Genomic DNA, 14,142 nt, shown 5'->3' with positions numbered 1-14,142 from the left:
TGGGAAACGCGAAGCGGGGCGCCTCCGAAGAGGACGCCCCGCGAACGGCTGCCGTGGGATCAGGCCCGGACGACGAGCGTGTTGACGATCTTGTCGGCGAAGGTCTGCTTGCGCTCGTCCCACAGCGGCCACAGGTAGCCGACGTAGCAGGCGAAGGTGTCGGCGGCGTGGCAGATGCGGCGCAGGAACGCCATGCCGAAACCGATCGGCTGGCCGGTGTCGGCGCTGACGAGCTTGATGCCCATCTGGCGCTTGCCGATCGTCTGGCCCGTGGTGCCCTCCTGGTAGATGAACCAGAGGCCGACGCCGAGGGCGCCCAGCCAGACCACCAGCATGAGCAGGAGGCCGAGCACCGCGACCTTCGACGCCAGGGCGATGGCGATGAAGTAGACGATGCCGACGGGGACACCGAGGATGAGGCCGTCGATGAAGGTCGCGCCGACGCGGGAACCCCACTCGGCGAGCTGGCCGCCACCGGCGGGCGCGCCACCGTAGTACTGCTGCTGTCCGTAGGCGGCGGGCTGCTGGCCATACCCGGGCTGCTGGCCGTAACCGGGCTGCGCCGGAGGCTGCTGCCCATAACCGGGCTGCTGGCCGTATCCGGGCTGCTGGCCGTAGCCCGGCTGCGCCGGAGGCTGCTGGCCGTAACCCGGCTGCTGGCCGTAACCGGGCTGCGCCGGAGGCTGCTGCCCGTAACCGGGCTGCTGGCCGTACCCCGGCTGCTGCTGGCCGTACGGGTCGTAGGGGTTGCCCACACTCGCTCCTTGATTGATTGACCCTGTGGTGTTTGTGACGTCCGCCGGACCTGGAGGGCTCCACGGATCTGGCCGACGACGGACGCCTGCTCAGACCCGCAGGACGCCGAGCCTGACGAGCTGCCAGAGCTCCGAGGCCACGAGTGCGGCGCCGAGGACCCGCCGTCGGGTCTCCGGGGCCAGCTCCCACCACCGGGCTCCCAGCCCGAGCGGAGCCAGGGCCAACGCCACGGCTCCGGTGAGCGCCACCGGGTTGGCGAGCACGGCGTGGCCGGGACGGCCGGCACCGAGCTCGATGAACGCGGTGGTGCCCCCGCACAGGGGGCACGGGATCCCGGTGAGCGTCCGGAGGGGACAGAGCACGCCGGGGTCGTGGACGCGGTGGACCCAGGCCGCGGCGACCGCCGCCGTGGCCATGGCCGCGACCCGCAGGGCGACGCCCAGGGGACCGCGACGAGCGGCGACGAGGCTCCGGTCGACCATGCCGCCGAGCGCGCCGTGCGGCGCGCCGGTGACCGTCGGGCCGGTCGTTCCCCCCACCGATTTCCTCCGCCTCGATGACACTTACGTTCAGGTGACCCGTATACCGGGTCCACCCCGAGGTGGGTCAAGCCAGGACAGGTATCCGCGATGCGACCGTTACCTGGCGCTTGACCATCCCCACCCTGGCAGCAGGGTAGGACATTTCGCCCCAACGGAGTGCGCGATTGCCGGGATAGGACGTAGCAGGTCAGCCCGCAACCGGTCGGACAGCGTAACAGAACGTACGCACCCCCCACACCCCACCCCAAAATCCCCCAAACCCCAAGGTAAACCCCCCGAACCCCGCCACGGGAAACCCTCACGGCCACCACGTCCAAAGGACGCGGACCACTACGCGCAGCAACGAGTCGCAGCACGAGCTCTCCCCAGCACGCCTACGGCAAGGCAGGCGTGCGACCCAACACGCGCGACCCAGCACAAGAAGCGCGGCAGACGCGGATAACCGGCGCGGCGCGGCGAACATGGCGGCGCGCCGGCCGCGGCAACGACGGCCACGGCGCAACGAACGCGGCGCGACGAACGCGGCGCGACGAACGCGGCACGACGAACGCGGCACGACGAACGCGGCACGACGAGCGCGGTGGCCCGGCAGGAGCAGGACGTTGAGCTCGGCGACACAGCGGGGCGCGACGAGCGTGGTGACGCGGCAGGAGCGGGGCGGCGGGCGTGTTTATGCGAGGCGCGGTAGCGCGGCGTGCGGGCGCGGCTCGCGGCGGGGCGCGGGTGCAGCGATGGATGTGAAGTGTCGCACGGGATGTGCGGCAGGTGCCGCGACAGCAAGGCGTACGCGCGGTTCGGTCGGCGGGGCGCGGCTGCTTTGGGGCGCGAGGCAGGCGCGTTTACGCGGGGGGCGGTCGGCGCGGCGTGCGGGTGTGGCTTGCGGCGCGGGGCGCGGGGCACGGTGCGCGAGGGCAGGGCGCGCGGGGCGCGGTGCGCGGGGCGCGGTTGCGCGGGGCGCGTTAGCGCGGGGCGCGTTCGCGCGGTGGCGCGGGTGGCGCGGCGTGGGGGGATTGCGCGCGTGGGGCGGCGCGTGGCGCGGTGGGGCGGGTTGGGGGGGTGGTGAGAGTCAGGAGTTGGCGGCGGCGCCCACGGTCAGGGGGGCCGGGGGTGGGGTGGCGGCGAGGTGGTCGGCTTCCACGACGTCGGCCACTACGGCGGTGATGTTGTCGGGGCCGCCGCCGTCGCGGGCCAGGCCGATGAGGCGGTGGACGGCGCGGGACGGGTCCGGCTCGGCGGCGAGGACCTCGTAGGTCGTCTGCGGGTCGACGACGTTGGACAGGCCGTCCGAGCAGAGGAGGTAGCGGTCGCCCAGGCGGGCCTCGCGGAGGCGGAGGTCGGGCTCGCGGTCCTCGCGTCCGTCGAGGACGCGGTAGAGGACGTGCGACAGCCGGGACGTCTCGGCCGGGTCCGCCGTCTGGCCGGACTGCTCGGCCTCGGCCTTGAGCAGCTCGTCCATCGTGTGGTCCTGGGTGATCTGGAACAGCTCGTTGTCGCGCAGCAGGTAGCCGCGCGAGTCGCCGATGTGGGCGAGGGCGACGCGCGTGCCGTCCCACAGCATGGCGGTGAGCGTGGTGCCCATCCGGGACAGGTCGGGGCGTTCCTCGCGCACGATGCGGAGCTTCTCGTTGGCCTCGGCGACGGCGCGGCCGAGCGCCTGGACGAGGTCCTCGACGGGGGCTTCGGCGTCCAGTGAGCGCAGCGATCCGATGACGGTCGAGGAGGCCACCTCGCCGCCCGCGTAGCCGCCCATACCGTCCGCCACCGCGATCAGCCGCGCCCCGGCGAAGCCGGAGTCCTCGTTGTTCTCCCGGCTGCATCCGATGTCGCTGCCTGCTGCGTACCTGATTGCTACGTTCATACCGTTTTCGATGACGATCCTGTCAGTGGAAGTTGTTCTATCAGTCCGCGACCAGGCCGTGCCGGACGGCGTACAGCGCGGCCTGCGTCCGATCCTGTACTCCCAGTTTCATGAGCAGATTACTGACGTGCGTCTTGACCGTCTTCTCGGAGACCGCCAGGACGCGTGCGATCTCCCGGTTCGACCTGCCCCGCGCGATCTGCACGAGCACCTCACGCTCCCTGTCGGTCAGCGCGGCCAGGCCGCGGTCGTCGTGCCGTCCGTTCCCGCCGGTCGCGTCCGCGCCCAGCACGGCCTCGGCCGCGTCCGGCGCGAACAGCACGTGTCCGTCGTGGACCGCTCGGATCGCCTGGACGAGCGCCCGCGGGTCGACGTCCTTGTACAGATACCCAGCCGCGCCCGCCTGAACTGCCGGCAGTACGTGGCCCCGCTCGGTGACGCTGGTGAGCACCAGCACCCTCGCCGCGACCCCGCGAGCACGCAGTTCGGTGAGCGCGGCCAGCCCGCCCGCGCCCGGCATCTTCAGGTCCATGAGCACGATATCGGGCTCCAGCCGCTCGGCCATGGACACCGCCTCGACGCCGTCCACCGCCTCGCCGACGACCTCGATGTCGTCCTGGATCCCCAGGTACGTGCGCAGCCCCTGCCGGACGACCGGATGATCGTCGGCGATGAGCACCCGGATCGCGGCGCCCGCCGCCGATCCGTTCCCGGCGCCGCTCAACGGGCCACCTCCACTCGTACCACCGTCCCCCGGCCGGGCGCGGTGTCGATCGACAGTGTGCCCCCGATCGAGAACGCGCGGTCCCGCATCGAGACCAGTCCGAGACCGTTGGATCCGTTGTTCCCGGGCGTGTCGCCCCCGCCCGTCCCGCTTCCCGACGCCACGCCGCCGGACGCCGCGACGCCGAATGGTCCGATCCCGGACGAGCCAGTGCGGACCGACGTGGCACTGGACGAGTCCGTGCCGGGCGACGTAGCGGCGGACGGACCGGTGCCGGCTGACGCGGTTTCAGAGGAGCCGCGGCCGGCCGGGGTGGGTGAGGGCCGGGCGGGCTCGGTGGCCGCGTTCGGGGCGTCCTGCGTGAAGCCGACGCCGTCGTCCGCGATCTCCAAGGTCACGGCGTCCGGGCCGCTCGCGAGGCGGATGCGGACGGTGCGCGCCCCGGCGTGTCGCAGCGCGTTGTAGAGCGCCTCCTGCGCGATGCGGAACAGCACGAGCTCCTGCTCCTCGTCGAGATCGACGGCGCCGTCCGCCTCGCAGACCACGCGCGCGTCGTAGGCACGGTCCAAGACCTCGGCGTGCTTGCGCAAGGAGGCGGCGAGTCCGTCCGCGAGGTCGGCGGGACGCAGTTCGAAGATGACCGCGCGGAGCTCGGCGAGCGCGTCCGCGGCGAGCCGCTCGACCTGGTCGAGCTCCTGGACGGCGCGGGCCGGATCGCGCTCGGCCAGCGCGGACGCCGCCCGCGCGGTGAGCCGCAGCGAGAACAGCTTCTGCGCGACGGCGTCGTGCAGCTCGCGCGCCAGCCGATTCCGTTCCGCGACTACGGTCAGCTCCCGGTTCGTCTCGTACAACCGCGCGTTCGTGATCGCGATCGCCGCGTGCGCCGCGAACAGCGTCAACAGCTCTTGATCACGCTCGCTGAACCCACGCTCCCCACCCGCGCCCTCACCAAACCCCCGCGCCCCCTCCGCACGCTCGCCAGCCCCAAGCGCGGCGTCCTCCAGGGTGGGGAGGGCCTCGGGTTCGGGTGTGGACGCGGCTCGGGGCGGGTGGCGGCGGTTGGCCAGGAAGAGGATGCCCAGGACCTGGTCGCCGTCGCGGATCGGGACGCCCAGGAAGTCCTTCAGGACGGGGTGGGCGGCGGGCCAGCCCTCGAATTCGGGCTCGCGGCGGATGTCGGAGAGGCGTTTGGGCGCGTTGTCGCGGAGCATCGCGGCGAGCATGCCGTGCTGGCGGGGCAGCGGGCCGATCTTCTCCCACTGGGCGTCGCTGACGCCTTCGACCACGAACTCGGCGAACGAGCCCTCGTCGTCGGGGACGCCCAACGCGGCGTAGCGGGCGTCCAGCAGCTGCGCGGCGGCCCGGACGATCACCTGGAGCACCTCACGCACCGACAGGTGCCGGGTGACGGCGAGCACGGCGGAGCTCACGGCGTGCAGCGCGGCCTCCTCGCCGCTCCGCACGTCCGCGCGATCCGCGTCCGATGCCCGCATCACCGGTTCGCCCCGGCCCTTCACCCGTCTTCGGCGGGCGCCCGTGCGTCCACCTGTGAAGACCGTACTCGCTGGACGGCACGGCGCGAATCAGCCCACGGGCCGGGCCCTGCCACCCACCGGTCGTCCGCTGGGACGAGAGCCGCCCCGCCCCGCTCCCCCACCGGCGGTAGAGCCGCGGACGGCCCTTCCATGATCCGGCGATCGAGGGCTTCGTCGCACCGTCATCACCTGCCGGTGACCGAGCGCGGAGGACGCCGTCGTGGTGGCGTACCGGCCGAACCGGTGAAACCGGCCGTGAGCCCTAGGACCAAGGGCTGACGCCCCGCGCCCGCGCGGCCGATGTGCCGCGCGGGCAGCCGAAATAGCGTTTGGGCATGACGAAGACCGCACTGATCACCGGAGCGTCCAGGGGGTTGGGGCGCGCCCTCGCCGCAGAGCTGACCCGCGACGGCTGGACGGTCGTCGTCGATGCCCGTTCGGCCGGCGAGCTCGCGAAGGCCGCCGCCGACCTCGGTCCGAACGCCGTCGCCGTCCCGGGAGACGTGACGGACCCCGCGCACCGCGCAGCGCTCGTCCGGGCCGTCGAGGAGGCGGGCGGCATCGACCTGCTCGTGAACAACGCGAGCACGCTCGGCACGACGCCGCTGCCGCGCCTCGCCGACCAGCCGCTGGACGAGCTCGAAGCCGCGTTCCGGACGAACGTCCTGGCGCCGCTGGCGCTCGTCCAGGCGTTCCTGCCGGGCCTGCGCGAGCGCCGCGGGGCCGTCCTGAACATCACCTCGGACGCGGCGGTCGAGGGCTACGAGACGTGGGGCGGCTACGGCTCCACGAAGGCCGCCCTGGACCAGCTGTCCAACGTCCTCGCCGCCGAGGAGCCCGATCTCGCCGTCTGGTGCGTCGATCCGGGCGAGATGAGCACGGACATGCTCCGCGCGGCGGGCGAGGACGCCGACGCCGCGCCGCCGCCCGAGCGGACCGCCGCCGCGCTGCGCGCCCTGATCTCCGACCGCAGGCCCAGTGGCCGCTACCGGGCAGACGACCTGGCACCGGCCGCGCATCCGGAAGGCACCGGACAATGACGACCGTGCTGGAACCCGACACCCCCTCCGAACCGTCCGACGCGTCCCTCGTCGACCCGTACGAGACCGCCGACGCCCCGGACGCAGCAACCCCAACCTCGCCCGCCCCGAACGAGCCCGCCCCGAACGAGCCCGCCCCGAACGAGCCTGCCCCGAACGAGCCTGCTCCGAACGAGCCTGTTCCGAACGAGCCTGCTCCGATCCCGTCTGCCCCAGTCGCGGGTGTCCCGGACGCGGCCGACGGGACTTCGCCTGCCCAGGATGCGGTTGCCGCGGTCTCCTCGGCGGGTGTCGTCGATCCGCCTGCGGACGGGGTTTCCGACGCGTCACCGGGCGGGGTGTGGAGCGGGCGGATGCTGCTGCCGACGCTCGGCATCGTGCTGGTCGTGACGCTGCTCGCGTTCGAGGCGATGGCGGTCGGGACGGTCATGCCGCTGACGGCGCGCGACCTGCACGGGCTGTCGCTCTACGGATGGGGGTTCAGCGCGACGCTGATCGCGAGCCTGCTGACCACGGTGCTGGCGGGCGGCTGGGTGGACCGTTCCGGTCCGGCGCGTCCGCTGCTGGCGGGGCTGGCGCTGTTCGTCGCGGGGCTCGCCGTGGCCGGGGCCGCGCCCACCATGTGGACCTTCATCGGGGCGCGCACGCTGCAGGGCCTCGGCGTGGGCGTCGCGATGGTCGCGGTGTACGTGCTGATCGCCCGCGTCTACCCGGAGGAGCTGCGGCCGCGCGTGTTCGCCGCGCTGTCGGCCGCGTGGGTGCTGCCCTCGCTGATCGGGCCGGCGATCGGCGGGATCGTCGCGCAGCACGCGGGCTGGCGCTGGGTGTTCCTCGGGCTGATCCCGCTGGTCGTGCCGGCGGCGGCGTTGCTGGTGCCCGCGCTGCGGGACATGCGGCCCGCCGAGCGGCCCCCGGCGCGGACCAAGCCGTCCCGCTACGTGGCGGCGGTCGCCGTCGCGGGCGGCGCGGGGGTGCTGCTGTACGGCCTCCAGCATCCCGGCCTCGTCCTCGTCGTCGGCGTGGCGGCCGGGCTGGTCGCGCTCGGTTTCGGTCTGCCGAAAATGCTGCCCGCCGGGACGATGCGGTTCCGCCGCGGCCTGCCGAGCGTGGTCCTGGTGCGCGGGATGCTGTCCGGCGCGTTCTTCGGCATGGACGTGTTCATCCCGCTCGCGCTGACCAGCCTGCACAAGTTCAGCCCCGCCGAGGCGGGCGTCGTGCTGACCCTCGGCGGGCTCGGCTGGTCGGCGGCGTCGCAGGTCCAGGGACGGTCCAGGCGGCCCCGGCAGTTCTTCGTCCGGCTCGGCGCGGTGCTGGTCACCGCCGGGATCGCCGCCGCGGCCGTCGCGGTGCAGGTCAGCGGCTGGGCCGCCGCGCCCGCCTGGGTCCTCGGCGGCGCCGGCATGGGCTTCGCGATCGGCAGCCTCAGCGTGCTGATGCTGAACGACTCCCCCGAGGACGAGCAGGGCGTCAACTCCGCGTCCCTCCAGATCGCCGACAACCTCGGCTCGTCGCTCTTCGTCGGCGCGTCGGGCGCCCTGGTCGCGGCCCTCGGCACCGACCGGATGGGCACGGGGCTGGCGGTCGCGGGCGTCCTGCTGACCGCCCTGGCGGCCGTGGGCGTCCTCGCCGCCACCCGCCTCACCACCCGTTCCACCACCTCCTAGCAAGCGTTCGCTTCCCCGAGCGATCGGTTCCGCCCCGGCGCCTGTCCGGGGCGGGACGAAACGGGCGCATCCTTCCCTCTTCCGGTCTCCGGTCGCCGGGGGCCGACTCTGGAGTTCGTCATGACCGAAACTCTCGATTTCGTCCTGCCGACCGACCTGGAAGCGCACGAGCCGCCCGAGGCGCGCGGCCGGACCCGGGACGGCGTCCGGCTCCTGGTCGGACGGGTCGCGACCGGCGAGGTGAGCCACCACGACTTCCGTGACCTGCCCGCCCAGCTGCGGCCCGGGGACCTGCTGGTGGTCAACACGTCCGCCACGCTGCCCGCGGCCGTCCGGCTGGACCGGCTCGCCGTCCACTTCTCCACCCCCGTCCCCGACGGAACCGGTCGCGGCGGAGGCGGAACCGGCGCCGACCGGGACTGGCTCGTCGAGCTGCGGCAGCGGTCGGGAAAGGGCAGCCTGCCGTACGACGGCGGCTGCCCCGGCGAGTGGATCCCGATGCCGGACGGCGCGACCCTGACCCTCGTCCGGCGCCACACCGACCGGCTGTGGCACGCACGGCTCAGCACCGACGTGGTGCCCTACCTGCGCCGCAACGGCGTCCCGATCCGCTACGGGTACGTCCGGCGGGACTGGCCGACGGCCGCCTACCAGACCGCGTTCGCGTTCGACCGGGACGACGGCGGCGCCGAGATGCCGAGCGCGGCCCGTCCGTTCACGCCCGAACTGGTCACCGGGCTGGTCTCGCGCGGCGTCCTGATCGCGCCGCTGACCCTGCACACCGGCGTCGCGTCCCCCGAGGCGCACGAGCCGCCGTACGCCGAGCGCTACCGCGTCCCGGAGCCGACGTGGGAGCTGACCCGGCACGTCCGGAACCGGGGCGGACGCGTCGTCGCCGTCGGCACCACGGTCGTCCGGGCCCTGGAGACGGTCGCGGCGGGCGGCCCGCTCTCCGGCTGGACCGAGCACGTCGTCACCCCCGAGCGCGGCGTCGCGGCCGTGGACGGCCTGCTCACCGGCCTGCACGAGCCGCGGTCGTCCCACCTGATGATGCTGACCGCGATCGCCGGACGCCCCCTGCTCTCGTCCCTCTACGCCGCCGCCCTGGACGAGCGCTACCTCTGGCACGAGTTCGGGGACCTCAACCTGATCATGGCGGACTGAGCCCTCGACCTGGCAAAACGGCCATTTCAGGGCCGTGGCCGCGGGCGCGGCCGGGTTCGGTGAACCCCGGCCACCGCGCTGCGGTGGGGGCCGTGAACGCTCGGCGTCCGCATGGTGGACGTCACAGACGCGTCCGCCGCGGGGCCGGTACCGTGGTGAGCAGCATGGACGGCACAGCACAGCGCACGCTGCTCATCACGCTCACCGGCCGCGACCGCCCCGGGGTCACGTCGCGGCTCTTCAGCACCCTCTCCGAGTTCCCGGTGACGGTCGCCGACGTGGAGCAGGTCGTGATCCGCGGCCGGCTCGTCCTCGGCGTGCTGGTCTCCTACGCCGACGGGGCCGACATCGGACGGGTCTGGACCGCCGCCGAACGCGTCGCGACGGACCTCGACATGGAGATCGAGCTGTCCACCGGGCGCGACCGGGCGGTGCCCCGGCGCCGCGGGCGCCTGCACGTGACCGTGCTCGGCGCGCCGCTGCTGCCCGCCGCGATGGCCGGGATCGCCGGCCAGATCGCCGCGAACGGCGCGAACATCGACCGCATCGAGCGGCTCGCCGGCTACCCGGTCACCTGCATCGAGATGGACGTCTCGGGCGCCGACGCGGGCGCGCTGCGGGCCGCGCTGGCCCGCGAGGCCGCCGAGCGGCAGGTCGACGTGGCCGTCCAGCCGGGCGGGCTGCACCGCCGGGCCAAGCGGCTGATCGTCATGGACGTCGACTCGACCCTGATCCAGGGCGAGGTGATCGAGCTGCTCGCCGAGCAGGCCGGCTGCCTCGAAGAGGTCGCCAAGGTCACCGAGGCGGCGATGCGCGGCGAGCTCGACTTCGAGGGCTCGCTGCGGGAGCGGGTCGCGCTGCTCGCCGGGCTGGACGCCGCGGCGCTGGAGGTCGTCCGGGACCGGATCGAGCTGGCCGCCGGGGCGCGCACGATGGTCCGGACGCTGAAGCGGCTGGACTACAAGTTCGCGATCGTGTCCGGCGGGTTCACGCAGGTCACCGACGCGCTCGTGACCGATCTCGGAATCGACTACTCGGCCGCCAACACCCTGGAGGTCGAGGGCGGACGGCTCACCGGACGCGTCGTCGGCCCGGTCATCGACCGCGCGGGCAAGGCCGCCGCGCTGGCCCGGTTCGCCCGCGAGGCCGGGATCCCGATCAGCCAGACGGTCGCGATCGGCGACGGCGCGAACGACCTCGACATGCTCCAGGCCGCCGGGCTCGGGATCGCCTACAACGCCAAGCCGGTGGTGCGGCAGGCCGCCGACACGGCCGTGAACGTCCCGTACCTGGACACGATCCTGTTCCTGCTGGGCATCTCCCGCGAGGAAGTCGAGGCCGCCGACGCGGCCGACCCGTCCCTCGCCTGATCCGCCGTCCCTCGCCTGATCCCCCGGCCCGTCGCCGGACCCCTGTCCTTCACCGGACCACCCGAAGCGCCCGCCTGAACGAGCCCACCTTCCGCGCCGATCGCCTCGAGCGACCGGCACAGTTGTCCTGTTTCCTGAGAATCTCACTCGTGCACGTGAAGAGGGACACAGGTGACGCGAGAGACGTCCGGGCATAATGATCACGACGGCGACGGCGGGGTATATCCGGATCGGGCGGTCGAGAGCTGGGGGGCGGTGCCGCGGTGCTGGAGCGCGTGCGGCGGACCTATGCCTCGATCGAGGGCGAGGCGACCCCGTTCTACGGGCTGTCGGCGGCGCTCGCGATCGCCCTGCCGCTGATCGTCGGCGCGCTGACCGAGCACCCGGGGCAGGGTTCGGTGATCGCGCTCGGCGCGTACCTGGTGGCCCTGCGCGCCCCTGAGGGGCCGTACGGCGCGCGCGCCCGCAACCTCGGCAGCGCCGTGCTGATCGTCGCGGTCGGCGCGGGCGTCGGCGGGCTGCTCAGCGGGCACACCTGGCTCGCCGTCGCGGCCGTCCCGCCGATCGTGGCGGTCGGGACGGCGGTGTCCTGGATCGGGTCCACCGCGGGCCTGGCCGTGCTGCTGACCGCGATCCGCCCGCACGCGCACGACATCGTCTTCATGGGGACGCTGGAGCTGATCGGCGGCGTCCTGTTCTGCCTTGTAGTGCTCGCGCCCTGGCCCGCGCGGCGGCTGCGTCCGCTCCGGGACGCGCTGGCCGACGCCGCCGACGAGGTCGCCGGCGCGCTGGACGCGGTCGCGCAGGAGGTCGGCTCCTCCGACGCCGCCGCCATCGACGCCGTCCAGATCACCAATCCCGACCTCGCCGCCGTCGTGCACACCGTCGACTGGGAGGACCAGCGGCGCGCCGCGTCCCAGGCGCTGACCGAGGCGCGCGGCACCTACGCCCTCTACCGGACCGGACGCGGCCGCAACGAGCCGACGCGTCCCGAGCGGCTGCTCAACGGGCTGGCCCGCATCCTGCACGAGACCGTCGCGCTGCGCGCCCTGATCGAGGCCGAGCGCCGCCGTCCGCCGGACCGCAACCGCGAGTGGGAGCTGGAGGCGCACGTCGCGATCTCCGCGATCGCCGCCCGGCTGCGGCTGCTCGCGGGCGCGGTCCGCAGCGACGGCGAGTCCCCGCTGGGCGCGCCGTTCGGGGAGCTGGACTCCGCCGCGATCCGGCGGCTGGCCCGGCAGAGCGACAGGATCCGCCGGGCCGGCATGGCCGGGGACGAGGACCTGGTCGCGGTCGCGCTGATCGACCAGATCCGCCGCGCCATCGACCGGATCGCCGGCGGCGTGGACTCGGCCCGGCGGCTGGTCAAGGCCGGGATGCGGATCGGGTTCGGGCCGCCGCAGATCCCCACCCCGCACCCGGCGTCCACGTGGGGGCGGATGGCCCGCGCCGTCCGCACCCGCTCGCCGTCGTTCCGGCTGGCCGCGCGCGTCTACGTCACCGCCGTCGTCGCGATGTCGCTCGCCGCCGCGCTGAAGCTGCCGCACGGCCAGTGGATGGTGATCACCGCGATGCTCAGCCTGCGCGGCACCTACGGCGAGACGATCAACCGGATCGTCGAGCGGATCGTCGGCACCGCCGTCGGATCGGCGATCGCCGCGGTGCTGCTCACGCTCGCCCCCGGGCAGATCACCGCCGCGCTGTTCCTGTTCGTGTTCGCGGTGGTCGGGTTCACCCTGCGGCCGGTCAACATCACCTACTGGTTCCTGTTCGGCACGCCGCTGGCGATGATGCTGCTGGACTTCTCCACGCCGTCCGACTGGACGGCCGCGGGCGAGCGGATCTGGCTCACCCTGTTCGGCGGGGTGCTGGCCGTGCTCGCGATCCGGCTGCTGTGGCCGACCGGGCACGTCGAGCGGCTGCCCGGCCAGCTCCGCCGACTGCTCACCGCGCACGCCGAGCTGGTGCGGGCGTCCGCCGAGGTCGTCCAGGGCGAGCGCGACCTGCTGCCCAACGACCTGATCGTCGAGGCCGAGGAGAGCGCGGACGCGGTGTCGTCGGCGTGCGTCAGCCTCGGCCACGAGCGGGTTCCGGACGAGCCGCGCGTCCGGGAGCTGCACGCCACGATCGCCGCGGCGCACCGCATCCGCGACCACCTCATCGCGGTCACCCGGATGACCCGCGAGGAGGCCGTGGACGCCGGTCCCGGCCCGGAGATCCTCGACCGGATCGCCGACCGGCTGGAGGAGTCCGCCGCGGCGCTGTCCGATCCGCCGCCCGCGCAGGGATCGGCCGACGACGAGCCCGAGGGCAAGAGCCTGGACGAGGAGTTCGCCGACCTGGAACAGCACCTCTCCGCCGTCGCGCGCCGCCGCCGGGACGAGCTCCAGGCGGGCGTCGGCCACGACGAGTTCACGCCGCTCCAGCACGCCCTGCTCCAGATCTCCGGGATGCGCTACGCCCTGCGGTCCCTGCGGCGGGACACCGACGTGCTGGTGCGGAGCGCTCTCAAGGCCGCCCTGACGTACGAGCCGCCGCCCGAGATCCCCGAGCCGCCGCGTCCGCCCGGCGCCATCGGCCTCGGCCACCCGAACCTGCCGCCGCCTCCGGTCTGAGCCTCAAGGACGAACGGGCGAGGGCGGCCGAACGGGCGGACGGGCGGACGGGCGTCGGCGAGGGCGGTCGGACGAGCGGACGGGCGGACGGGCGTCGGCGACGGCGGCCGGACGCCCGGAAGGTCAGCTCTTCGGGTCGTTGTAGGCGACGAGATCGCCGAGGCCGGGACGGACGGCCTCCCACGGCCCGGGAAGGTCGATCACGGCGAGCGCGCAGGTCGGGAAGCCCTGCGGGGCCTCGTCCGGCGCCAGATCGTGGACGAGCCCGTGCACCGACGGGTTGTGGCCGACGAGCAGCAGCGTGCCGACGCCGTCCCCGGCCTCCCGGACGAGCTGGAGCAGCTCCTCGGCGTCGTTGGCGTAGATCAGCGGCTCGTACCGGACGTCCGCGCCGAGGCCCAGCTCGCCGAGGGTCTGGCGGGTCCGGACGGCGGGCGAGCAGAGCACCAGGTCCGGGGCGTGCCCGTGGGCGCGCAGCCAGTCCCCGGCGGCGGCCGCGTCCCGGCGTCCGCGCGCGGTCAGTTCCCGGTCGGTGTCGGCCTTCCCGAACCCGTCCTCGGCCTTGGCGTGCCGCAGCACGATCAACGTCGGCATGCCCGGCAGCCTACGGCGCGACCAGGTAGGCGATGAGGAAGAGGACGCCGATGATCGCCAGCATCCCGGCGAGGACGAGGGCGAACCCCTTCGGACCGGACAGGGTGGACTTCTCGCCGCTCAAGGCCGCGCCTCCCGCGTGTCGTGTGGTGTCGTACAAGCGTACGGCCGCCTTCCCGTGCCCCGGATCCAGGGCCGCCGCACGCCCGGCACCCGAACGCCCCCGCCCGCGCGAAGCGGACGAGGGCGCAGACCGAACCTGACGGACCAGCCGAGCGAC

Annotated in this window: 11 protein-coding genes; 5 read left to right on the top strand and 6 right to left on the bottom strand. The window is 73.9% G+C overall.

Annotated elements, in window-relative coordinates; genetic code table 11:
* Window positions 1-59 precede the first annotated feature (59 nt).
* From ACFPCY_RS16770 to ACFPCY_RS16750, 5 genes are all read right to left on the bottom strand, one after another.
* Entirely contained in the window at window positions 60-755 is a 696-nt protein-coding gene (locus ACFPCY_RS16770) for an RDD family protein (protein WP_378256106.1), read from the bottom strand.
* Between the two features lie 90 nt (window positions 756-845).
* The gene (locus tag ACFPCY_RS16765; RefSeq protein WP_378256104.1) at window positions 846-1,295 is read right to left on the bottom strand and encodes a DUF2752 domain-containing protein; all 450 of its coding nucleotides are present in this window, start codon (window positions 1,293-1,295) and stop codon (window positions 846-848) included.
* A 1,069-nt stretch (window positions 1,296-2,364) separates the two neighbouring features.
* A complete protein-coding gene (locus ACFPCY_RS16760; protein ID WP_378256102.1) occupies window positions 2,365-3,156 on the bottom strand; it encodes a PP2C family protein-serine/threonine phosphatase in 792 nt (263 codons plus the stop codon).
* A 40-nt stretch (window positions 3,157-3,196) separates the two neighbouring features.
* The gene (locus ACFPCY_RS16755) at window positions 3,197-3,880 is read right to left on the bottom strand and encodes a response regulator (protein WP_378256100.1); all 684 of its coding nucleotides are present in this window, start codon (window positions 3,878-3,880) and stop codon (window positions 3,197-3,199) included.
* Window positions 3,877-5,373, bottom strand: coding sequence for a GAF domain-containing sensor histidine kinase (locus ACFPCY_RS16750; RefSeq protein ID WP_378256098.1), 1,497 nt, complete (start codon window positions 5,371-5,373; stop codon window positions 3,877-3,879). The genes ACFPCY_RS16755 and ACFPCY_RS16750 overlap by 4 nt, the downstream gene beginning before the upstream one ends.
* 377 nt (window positions 5,374-5,750) lie before the next feature.
* Between ACFPCY_RS16750 and ACFPCY_RS16745 the strand changes: the two genes are divergently transcribed.
* The 5 genes from ACFPCY_RS16745 (at window position 5,751) to ACFPCY_RS16725 (ending at window position 13,268) form a co-directional block, all read left to right on the top strand.
* Window positions 5,751-6,455, top strand: coding sequence for an SDR family NAD(P)-dependent oxidoreductase (locus tag ACFPCY_RS16745; protein ID WP_378256097.1), 705 nt, complete (start codon window positions 5,751-5,753; stop codon window positions 6,453-6,455).
* Between the two features lie 353 nt (window positions 6,456-6,808).
* Window positions 6,809-8,119: an MFS transporter gene (locus tag ACFPCY_RS16740; protein WP_378256096.1), complete on the top strand. Its 1,311-nt coding sequence runs from the start codon at window positions 6,809-6,811 to the stop codon at window positions 8,117-8,119.
* 120 nt (window positions 8,120-8,239) lie between these two features.
* Entirely contained in the window at window positions 8,240-9,283 is a 1,044-nt protein-coding gene (locus ACFPCY_RS16735; RefSeq protein WP_378256094.1) for an S-adenosylmethionine:tRNA ribosyltransferase-isomerase, read from the top strand.
* A gap of 164 nt (window positions 9,284-9,447) precedes the next feature.
* The gene (gene serB, locus ACFPCY_RS16730; protein WP_378256092.1) at window positions 9,448-10,653 is read left to right on the top strand and encodes a phosphoserine phosphatase SerB; all 1,206 of its coding nucleotides are present in this window, start codon (window positions 9,448-9,450) and stop codon (window positions 10,651-10,653) included.
* 263 nt (window positions 10,654-10,916) lie between these two features.
* Complete coding sequence (locus tag ACFPCY_RS16725; RefSeq protein WP_378256090.1) at window positions 10,917-13,268, top strand: FUSC family protein; 2,352 nt, start codon at window positions 10,917-10,919, stop codon at window positions 13,266-13,268.
* 123 nt (window positions 13,269-13,391) lie between these two features.
* On the opposite strand, the gene ACFPCY_RS16720 is transcribed toward ACFPCY_RS16725, so the two are convergent.
* On the bottom strand, window positions 13,392-13,862 hold the full coding sequence (locus ACFPCY_RS16720) for a SixA phosphatase family protein (RefSeq protein WP_378256088.1): 471 nt from the start codon (window positions 13,860-13,862) through the stop codon (window positions 13,392-13,394).
* Window positions 13,863-14,142 lie beyond the last annotated feature (280 nt).

This window comes from Actinomadura gamaensis (assembly GCF_042652125.1).
In the GTDB taxonomy this organism is placed as follows: domain Bacteria; phylum Actinomycetota; class Actinomycetes; order Streptosporangiales; family Streptosporangiaceae; genus Spirillospora; species Spirillospora gamaensis.
Note: the sequence above shows the minus strand (reverse complement) of the source record. Positions and strands in the feature narration are given on the sequence as shown.

Coding starts and splice junctions, on each gene's coding strand:
- ACFPCY_RS16720 (WP_378256088.1), bottom strand. CDS start 13,862: ATGCCGACGTTGATCGTGCTGCGGCACGCCAAGGCCGAGGACGGGTTC.
- ACFPCY_RS16735 (WP_378256094.1), top strand. CDS start 8,240: ATGACCGAAACTCTCGATTTCGTCCTGCCGACCGACCTGGAAGCGCAC.
- serB (WP_378256092.1), top strand. CDS start 9,448: ATGGACGGCACAGCACAGCGCACGCTGCTCATCACGCTCACCGGCCGC.
- ACFPCY_RS16760 (WP_378256102.1), bottom strand. CDS start 3,156: ATGAACGTAGCAATCAGGTACGCAGCAGGCAGCGACATCGGATGCAGC.
- ACFPCY_RS16750 (WP_378256098.1), bottom strand. CDS start 5,373: ATGCGGGCATCGGACGCGGATCGCGCGGACGTGCGGAGCGGCGAGGAG.
- ACFPCY_RS16740 (WP_378256096.1), top strand. CDS start 6,809: ATGCTGCTGCCGACGCTCGGCATCGTGCTGGTCGTGACGCTGCTCGCG.
- ACFPCY_RS16745 (WP_378256097.1), top strand. CDS start 5,751: ATGACGAAGACCGCACTGATCACCGGAGCGTCCAGGGGGTTGGGGCGC.